The following is a 9013-nucleotide window of genomic DNA, read 5'->3' on the forward strand; positions in this document are numbered from 1 at the left end:
AACAAAGTAAATGTTTATCTATTTGATAATTGTAATTATTCTTTTAGTGTTTTCTTTTATTTTTTCCGGCTCGGAAACAGCTTTTTTTAGTTTTAATGAAACTTTACGGGCTTCAATGCGAGAAAAAGCTCGATATTCAGTTACAGGCCGCAATTATTTAAAATATCTCACAATAATAGAAAATTTGGTAAATAATCCTTCAACATTATTAGCCACTATCCTTTTGGGTAATCTCTTTGTCAATACTTCGGCATCTTCAGTTTTTACTCTGTTTGTCATCACTTTGGCAAAAAAATACGACTTAGCGGTTGATATATTCATTACTATCGGAGCAATCTTTATGACGGTTTTACTGCTAATTTTTGGTGAAATTACACCCAAAGTTATTGCTGTCCGCAATCCCAGCACATTTGCATTGAAAACTACGAATTTAATCTATTGCCTTTCCAAACTATTTAGATGTGTAACTACTCCTTTACAACAATTGGGTGACTGGCTATTAACTCGAATTAATCGTTATATAACAAAGACACCTTTTCCGTCAGAAGATGATTTAAAGACAATCATTGATTTAAGTAAAGAACAAGGTTTAATTCTTGTTGAGGAAAAAGATTTTCTTTACAATTTAGTTGATTTATCCCATCGTCGAGTGTCCGAAGTGATGACTCCTCGCATTCAAATGGTTTGCCTTAATAAAGATTTAACCATTACTGAAGTTATGAAAATAATCACCTCGAATGACTTTCCCTTATATTCGAGAATTCCAGTCTATAAAGAGACTGTTGATAATATAGTGGGCATCCTTTACTTAAAAGATTTAACCACAAAGATTAAAACTAAAAAATTTTTGCAGCGTCCGATTGAAGAAATTGTGCGCCGACCTTACTTTGTACCCGAAAACAAATCTTTGCCAGTTCTTTTAGAAGAGTTGCGGAAAAAAGATTCCCATATCGCAATTGTTATTGATGAGTATGGACAAACTGCCGGTCTAGTAACATTAGAAGATATCTTAGAAACACTATTAGGTGAGATTCAAGATGAATTTGACACTACTGAAGAAATGCCTTATAAATCTGTTGATTCCCGATCTTATCTTGTTTCTGGTGATATTGATTTAAAAACTTTAGACCGTTTATTTGGTGATTTTAGCCAGGATATTTCTCCATCAATTGGTGACCGTTTAAGTGGTTTTATCTTACATAACTGGGGCCGGATTCCTCAAAAAGGTGAAATTTTAATTTATAAAAATTATCGACTGGAGATAAAATCCATAAGTCGAAAACGAATTCTTAAAGTATTAATTACAAAAGTAGGCAATGAATGAAATAATCTTGGGTCTAATCACTGTAATCGGACAAGGAGTTTTTGCTGGTAGTGAAACGGCTTTTGCTAAAGCCAACTGGATTCGTTTGATGACTTGGGCAAAAAGAAGCAATCTTGCCTCAGTTTTCAAAGTCCGTGTCAATACCGCAATTGGCGTTTTAGAAAAAAAAGAACAGGTTTTAATTATCACTTTAATTTTGACTAATCTCTTTGTGGTAATGACATCAGTAATTTTTTCCCGCTTCTTTATTATCTATTTTGGTCCAGCATATACAATCGTCTCAGTAATACTTGTAGTGATTTTATCATTAGTATTTGGTGATTTTTTACCTAAAGTTATTGCGCAGGCATTTGCCGAATATTGGGTAATAATTATCAGTCCTTTAATCCGATTATTGTTAATTGTCTTTTCGCCAATTTTGCCTAAAGTACGAAATAATAGTTATTATAAACTCTCAAGGCAGGATTTTCTTTCTTTGCTCAAAGAGAAAAAAACAAAAGATTCGCCAACTCTCAATCAAATGGCAAAAGCCCTTTTTGAATTTTCCCAAATGACAGTCGGAGAGATTATGATTCCTAAAGAACGGATTGTTGGATTACCGGAAGATGTGACTTATCGACAAGCAAAAAAAATCATTGAAAAATATCGTTTCTCACGGTATCCTATTTATCAAAAAAATCTTAATAAGATAATTGCTATAATTCATATTAAAGATATTATTTGGGCAATTAAAAGCAAAACCTGGAAATTAAAAGAGTTTTATCGAAAGCCTTATTTAGTGTCTGCAAAGGATAAAGCGATAATGGTTTTGAAAACAATGAGCCGCCAGGGTGAACATTTAGCAATTGTCCAAAATGAACAGGCCGAGACTGTAGGAATTATAACTTTAGAAGATTTACTTGAAGAAGTAGTAGGAGAGATTAGAAGTGAAACTTAAATTAAATGGGAAATTTAAAACTACAAATCAAAAACATCATTTAACGATTGAGCAATTGCTTAGGTCAAATCAAATCGAAAACCTGAAAGAACTTTTACCTAAAATTCATCACTCAGAAATCGGTATTGCAATTAAACGTCTAGAACCGTCATTAAAAATAAAACTTTTCCAACTTTTAGATGTTGACCAAGCTGCCGATGTACTGTTAGACATTGACCGCTATTCGCTAGGAATAATACTGGGCGAATTAAGTAAACCAGAGCTATCTCAAATAGTTAAAGAAATGGAAGCGGACGAAGCAACAGATATTGTGGGAACGATGCCAATTCAAGAGCGGACTTCAGTTCTCCAAACATTACCCGAAGAAGCCTCTCGCGAATTAGCCGAATTACTTAAATACCCCGAAAATACTGCTGGCGGTAGAATGACGATTGATTTTCTACCGCTATTGGAAAACGAAACAATTGGTAGTGCTTTAAGAAAAGTTCGGGCAAATCGAACTAAAGTCCAGCCAACTAATCTTTTCTTTGTCACAGACGATTTATCAAAATTACAAGGATATGTCTATCTTACGGATCTGGTATTTACCTCACCTCGGATGTTAGTAAAAAGAATTACCAAACCCTGCCCATTTTTTGCACATGTCTTAGATGACCAGGAGCAAACTATCCAAGCCGCGAGAAAATATGAAATGACCACTGTTCCTGTGGTTGATGATGCCGGAGTGTTAAAAGGTATTATAACTTCAGAAGACATCATCAAAGTCATTGAAGAAGAGGCGAGTGAAGATATTGCTAAATTAGGACACGCCTATGAATTGGAATCAGCATTTTCGCCCATCACCAAAAGTGTAAGGAGACGTTTACCTTGGCTTTATATTGACCTTTTGGGCGCGTTTGTTGCAGCATTAGTAATCGGTTCATTTGAACAGACCTTAAAAACGATGATTACGGTTGCGGCATTTATGCCAGTAATTTCGGAAATGGGAGGTGCTACCGGTAGTCAGGTTATTGCAATCATTGTCCGGTCTCTGGCATTAGGAGAAATCACTTTTAATGATGCAAAGCGATTGTTACTAAAAGAATTAAAAGTTGGTTTATGCACGGGCGGAGCATGCGGAATTGTTACCGCTTTTGTCGCAATTATTTTTCGGGGTTCTCCACTTTTAGGATTAATTGTATTTGGTGCGCTTGTAATTAATATGATTGTTGGTGCCATAACTGGTCTTATGTTACCGTTAATTTTATCAAAATTAAAAAGAGATCCGGCATTAGCATCAGGGCTTTTACTTACAGCAGTTACTGATGCTATTGGATTATTTGCTCTTTTAGGTTTAACTGCACTTGCTATAAAAATCTTTGGTCTTCACTAAGTAAGTACACCAATGAAAAGGCGCTGAGATTGTGGACAACATAACATCAACCGCAGTCTCATTATAATTCCATTGATAAGGGCGTTATCAATTGTGTTAAACTGAGAAATGTAATCTTAATGCTAAAAATATCTCATAATTAATAATAATGCCAAGAATTATTAGGACGAAAGGAATTTGTCTTGTATCACGTAATTTTCGAGAAACATCTAAAAGTGTAATTTTTTATACTGAGGCATACGGCAAGATAGCGCTAATTGCTAAAGGTGCCAGAAAATCGCTGAGTAAATTTGGTTCAAGTTTAGAGCCTTTTGTTTGTTCAGAATTAATCTTCTATAAAACTGAGCCTAAATCCATTTACATTCTATCTGATGCTTCGCTCATCGATGGTTTGCTAAATTTAAAATGCACCAACAAATATTTCTATGCTAACCAAATTGTCGAGTTAATCCTACGGACAGTAAATTTCGAAGACCCTAACCCAAATTTATTTAGACTATTATATTCTGCCTTAAAAACTCTTAACTCGGCTAATTCCAGCAATAATTTTTCTTCATTAGTTACGGCTTATTTTTTGAAAACAATTAGTATTTTAGGTTATCAGCCAGAACTTAGATGGTGTATAGTTTGCAAAAACTCAAAAACAAATGGTTTTAGTATAAAAAAAGGCGGCGTCTTATGTGCTAACCATATATTTTTAGATGATGAGATTTATGGTAAAGAACACATCAAGCCATTAAGATATTTATTAACTGCCCCACTGGAGAAAACCTTAAAAACATCTATCCCGCAATCAACTGCCAAATTAGTTGAGAATTACATAAACTATCATTTAGACAAAGTTCAACTTCACTCCTTGCGATTTTCATAGTTAGATGTATTGATGGTTTTGGGACAAAAATAAAAGCAGGCCGCAACTTTAAATGTAAGATGCGACCTGCTAAAAAAATAATTATTATTTAATTAACCTTAATAATCTTTAGCACTGGCGTCCGGCTGTTTTGAAGTTTAACAAAATAAACCCCGGGTATAACTTTCCGGCCGCTTCGGTCAGTTCCATCCCAAGTTATCGAGTTCTCGGTAGTGAAAATTTTATTAACTTTTTCTCCTAAGATATTATAGATATCAACAACTTTATAAGGCGTATATACTTCATTGAGTTGAATAGTAATAAGATGATGGAATGGATTAGGGTCGGCAGTAAGATGAGGTCTGGGATTTATTGATGTCGGTCCCAGTTCTTCGATTCCAGTGCCCAAATTTACTAATGCCCGCATCATTACATCATTATCTGCAGCGTCGCGGTCGGGTGCCCAGGCACCGGTATATTCCCAACCCTGATAAGAGCGTGGCTGAGAGGTATCCATACTAAAGACCGGTTCTTGATTAGTTGTGCCGATAACACCAACAAAGAATGCTCCAGAATTAATCGTCTGGTCAAGATTTAACTGATACCAGGTTGCTGATGTTGAGTTAACAGTAATAGCGCCACGAGCTAAAACTGTACCAGGAGTTCCGCCTGGACCATCGTCTTTATAAACAAAGACTGAGCAAATTGAAGGAGTTGCTAAATAATAAAGATTTACTCTAGCAGCAGTAATCCGACAGGGATAACGGGGAGGGATGAATTTATTGCCAAAACCACCGTTAGGTCCGTTCCAATATCGGCCGCCATCATTAGTGCCATCGTCATACATTAATTCGGCTGGATAAGTAACTACTCTGGTTTCGACAATAATTGAATCATTGGCTGGATAGACATCACCTGTCATTGCAGTTCTCACTACGGTTCGATAAATACCAGTAGCTGATGGTGTCCAGTTAGGTGTAAACACAACAGAATCAATTTGTCCTGGTGTCATTGACGGAATCGTAACTGTGCTATTATAGACAATTGTGCCTGCAGCATTCCGAATTCGACAGTGAACTGGGATATTACTGGCTGGTTGGTTACCGGTATTTTTAATTCTTGCCCAGATAGTGCGTGGTTCTTGATTGTAGAAAAAAACACCACCGGAATTATCATTCAAAACATTCCAGACACCAACATCATTTACTGCATAGGATGAAGAAACCGGAGGGTAGAATTTTACGGCTAAACCATCATGCGGTGTATTGATTGAGGGAACAGCACCGTATAAATAAGAGAGTCCGACAGTTCCTGTAATGTTTTCAATTCCAATTGTATTGTTACCTGCTGACCAACCACCATTATATGGAACACCTTGAATCTTTTTATATTGAAAAGTTATGGAACTATCAGGTCGAGAAAGAATTATCTGTAACGAACAACATGAGGTCGGAACATTCCACCATCGGACATTTAAGAAAGATATGATACAGGTATCATGTGCCGGATTTGTCCAATAGTAACAAGCCGGGCTACCAACCGAAAAATCTAAATCTGACATTAGCGCTGCAATAATATTGTTAGGACGTGCGGGGCTTGGTAAATTTTGGAAAGGATGGGCTGAGAGATAATTATCACCAAAAGCAATATAACCATTGGAACCAATGTAGAAATTATTTACGGTATACCAATAATAAGGGAAACTAAAACCGATAGGAAATGGACCTACAACATTATCATCAGCAAGACCCGACACCAAAGTTCCGACAGAACTAATATCTTTCCAAGCAAAAGTAGGTATATTGGGAGCAGTCGTATCATTATCAATCCAGCGATAACCATAAGCGTCTGGGCCACCTGCACCAAGCGTTGCATATTGTGGCGGTGTTACGGGATTACTTAGGGCGGTTACTAAAAGTAACACAATCTGTATCATTATGCCTCCTTGGGAGCAATATGCTCCTCGTTTATTTTAATCTTACCCATTCGGGCAATTTTTATTATATTAACAAAAAACCCAATGATGTCAAGAATCAGATGCAATATAATTTAAAAATCATCAGGATAAAAAATTCTTACATATCAGAAAAAAAACACTATTCGATTTCAATCCCCAATCTGTCTCCAATTTTTAGTTTGTGTTTTCGTAAATAAATTTAATTTGTCAATGTCAAGCAATTAACTTGTTGACTATATTTTTTAATACTGGCTACTTGACGACGAATTCTTTTTATTCTATGATAAGAACAATTATTATAAATATTGCTTTGTTTGATATGACATTTAGAAATTTCTTTTAATACGAATAAGTTGAATTTTTTAGTTAAAAATAAAATTAGACGCACTATCTTCTCTAAATGAGTAAATTATTTTCTGTAATCTTATATTTAATCTTTATTAGTATACTGGACGCACAGTATTTGGAGACAACGATTCCTGTGGGATTATATCCCAAAGCATTGGTATATAATCCAGTTAATAATAAATTGTATTGTGCTAATTGGGGAAGCCATAACATAACCGTGATTGATGGCGAAAACAATCAGATAAGCACGACTATCGATGTTGATAGTAATCCAATCGCCTTAGCATATAATCTTATTAATAATAAAATCTACTGTGCCAATGAAAAAAGCAATAGTATTAGTGTTATTGATTGCAATAATAATCAATTGATAACGACAATTGCGGTCGGTATGAAACCAGTCGCATTGTTCTTTAATCCCACAAATAATTGCCTGTATTGTGCAAATGCTAAAACAAATAATATATCAGTTGTTGACGGAAATAAAGATATTGTGGTAATGACAATTGGCGCAGGCTGTTTTCCTAATGATTTCACTTATAATTCGACAAATAATAAAATCTACTGTGCAAATTTAGACAGTGAGAATATTACGGTAATTGATGCCGTTACGCATCAGATTCCAACGACTATTCCGGTAAGAATTGCGCCATGCGATTTAATCTATAACCACCGAAATAATAAAATTTATTGTGCCAATTGGGGAAATAGTAGTATCTCAATAATTGATGGGACAACTGATTTAGTAATTACTACGATTTATCCCGGATGGTGCCCTTGGGCTTTAGCATACGATTCCATAAATGATAGAATTTATTCCGCAAATTTCTTATCTAATAATCTGGCAGTAATTGATGGTATAAGTAACCAGATTCTTTCAACGATTCCTGTAGGAGCAAGACCGAAAAACTTATTTTTTGATGAAGTTAATGGTCTACTCTATTGTGCTAACTACGGTTCTGGTGATGTCACTGTCATTAATAGCGTAAACAATCAGATTATTACAACTATTAGTGTTGATAGTCAGCCCATAAATTTGGCATTCAATCGGCAATACAATCGTGTTTATGTAGCAAATTTTACAAGTGGAACGGTTTCTGTGATTAAGGGGAATATTGGTTTGAATGAAACCAACCGAGGAATGCAAAAAGTAAAAGATTTTGAAATCTATCCCAATCCGGCTACTACTTATTTTATGATTTGTCCACAATCTATTACTAACGAGATAAAATTATATGATGTAACTGGTAAATTAGTAAAAAAAGAAAAGATGCAAAATTACTATAGTCATACTTTAGAACATAAAGCAGAAAAAGCGATAAAGTTTTCACTATCTGGTATTAAAAGTGGTATTTATTTTGTTCAAATTGGAGAAGAAAGTGTCCAGAAAAAGATTGTAGTAAAAAAATAATCAGGATGTCACTCAGTATGTTACTATTTCTGAATTCATTATTCTTAACTGATTATAATATTTAGTTTGAGACCAATTAAATTTTGCGGAAGGATTGAAAATATGGGATTTTATAAGCATAATAAATTTTATAAGCATAATAAATTTTATAAGTATAATAAATTTTATAAGTATAATAATTACGCTCGCACCAACAAACGATCCATTTTAATGAAATAATTTTAGAGCGGTATACTCGCCTCTATCGGTAACCAAATAGACTGTCCAATTAACCACCCTCTCGGCAAGCCGACCAGTAGCCTACCGGTAAGCCCCCTGGCTTACCTTCCTATTTACCTCCCAGACAATCTAATCATTGGTTTCCAAATAATTAACCTGATTATCAGGCAGATTACCAAATAGATCGTCAATTAAATTACATACTGGACAACCTAATCCTTCAGTTTCTCCGTCTGGTTGCAGAAATCAATAACCAATTCTACAAATTTTTATCAATTTCCATCGAATTTCTACCAGTTTCTATAAATTTCTATCCGTGTCTATGTTTGTATCTCTGTGTGTCTCTGTGGTAAAACTCCTTATCTTATCATCAGCATTTTTCTTTGGATTGTATTGCCATCAGCATGCAGAACATAGAAATAGACACCTTGACCGACTTTTCTACCGTTCTCATCAGTTCCATTCCAAATTATGCTATAAATTCCCGGTGCTTTATGTTCATTGACTAATGTCTTAATCAATCTTCCTGAAACATCATAAATCACAAGCGATACCTTTAAATTATTTCCTCGCCCTTGATGGGAGAGGTTAGGTG

The 9013-nt window shown here is 35.0% G+C and carries 7 protein-coding genes; 5 read left to right on the plus strand and 2 right to left on the minus strand.

Annotation, left to right across the window (positions count from 1 at the left end):
* Positions 1–10 precede the first annotated feature (10 nt).
* From N2201_01940 to recO, 4 genes are all read left to right on the plus strand, one after another.
* A complete protein-coding gene (locus N2201_01940; GenBank protein MCX7784981.1) occupies positions 11–1324 on the plus strand; it encodes a hemolysin family protein in 1314 nt (437 codons plus the stop codon).
* Positions 1317–2261 carry a CNNM domain-containing protein gene (locus N2201_01945; protein MCX7784982.1) on the plus strand — a complete coding sequence of 315 codons (945 nt, stop codon included), beginning with the start codon at positions 1317–1319 and terminating at the stop codon, positions 2259–2261. The genes N2201_01940 and N2201_01945 overlap by 8 nt, the downstream gene beginning before the upstream one ends.
* Entirely contained in the window at positions 2251–3633 is a 1383-nt protein-coding gene (gene mgtE / locus N2201_01950; protein MCX7784983.1) for a magnesium transporter, read from the plus strand. Before N2201_01945 ends, mgtE begins: the two co-directional genes overlap by 11 nt.
* A 148-nt stretch (positions 3634–3781) precedes the next feature.
* A complete protein-coding gene (gene recO, locus N2201_01955) occupies positions 3782–4504 on the plus strand; it encodes a DNA repair protein RecO (protein MCX7784984.1) in 723 nt (240 codons plus the stop codon).
* A gap of 88 nt (positions 4505–4592) precedes the next feature.
* On the opposite strand, the gene N2201_01960 is transcribed toward recO, so the two are convergent.
* Positions 4593–6419, minus strand: coding sequence for a T9SS type A sorting domain-containing protein (locus tag N2201_01960; protein MCX7784985.1), 1827 nt, complete (start codon positions 6417–6419; stop codon positions 4593–4595).
* Positions 6420–6840: 421 nt separating this feature from the next.
* Here N2201_01960 and N2201_01965 point away from each other — a divergent pair, with 421 nt between their 5' ends.
* Positions 6841–8199, plus strand: a complete 1359-nt coding sequence (locus tag N2201_01965) for a T9SS type A sorting domain-containing protein (GenBank protein MCX7784986.1) — start codon at positions 6841–6843, stop codon at positions 8197–8199.
* Positions 8200–8777: 578 nt separating this feature from the next.
* On the opposite strand, the gene N2201_01970 is transcribed toward N2201_01965, so the two are convergent.
* Positions 8778–9013, minus strand: a 236-nt coding sequence (locus N2201_01970; GenBank protein ID MCX7784987.1) for a T9SS type A sorting domain-containing protein, incomplete at its 5' end; no start/stop codon positions are given.

The sequence above is a fragment of the candidate division WOR-3 bacterium genome, from assembly GCA_026418155.1.
Lineage (GTDB): Bacteria > Hydrothermota > Tepidihabitantia > Tepidihabitantales > CAIPLT01 > JAOABV01.

Excerpts from the sequence above, each read along its gene's own strand:
- N2201_01945 (MCX7784982.1), top strand. The coding sequence starts at position 1,317 with ATGAATGAAATAATCTTGGGTCTAATCACTGTAATCGGACAAGGAGTT.
- N2201_01960 (MCX7784985.1), bottom strand. The coding sequence starts at position 6,419 with ATGATACAGATTGTGTTACTTTTAGTAACCGCCCTAAGTAATCCCGTA.
- recO (MCX7784984.1), top strand. The coding sequence starts at position 3,782 with ATGCCAAGAATTATTAGGACGAAAGGAATTTGTCTTGTATCACGTAAT.
- N2201_01965 (MCX7784986.1), top strand. The coding sequence starts at position 6,841 with ATGAGTAAATTATTTTCTGTAATCTTATATTTAATCTTTATTAGTATA.
- N2201_01940 (MCX7784981.1), top strand. The coding sequence starts at position 11 with ATGTTTATCTATTTGATAATTGTAATTATTCTTTTAGTGTTTTCTTTT.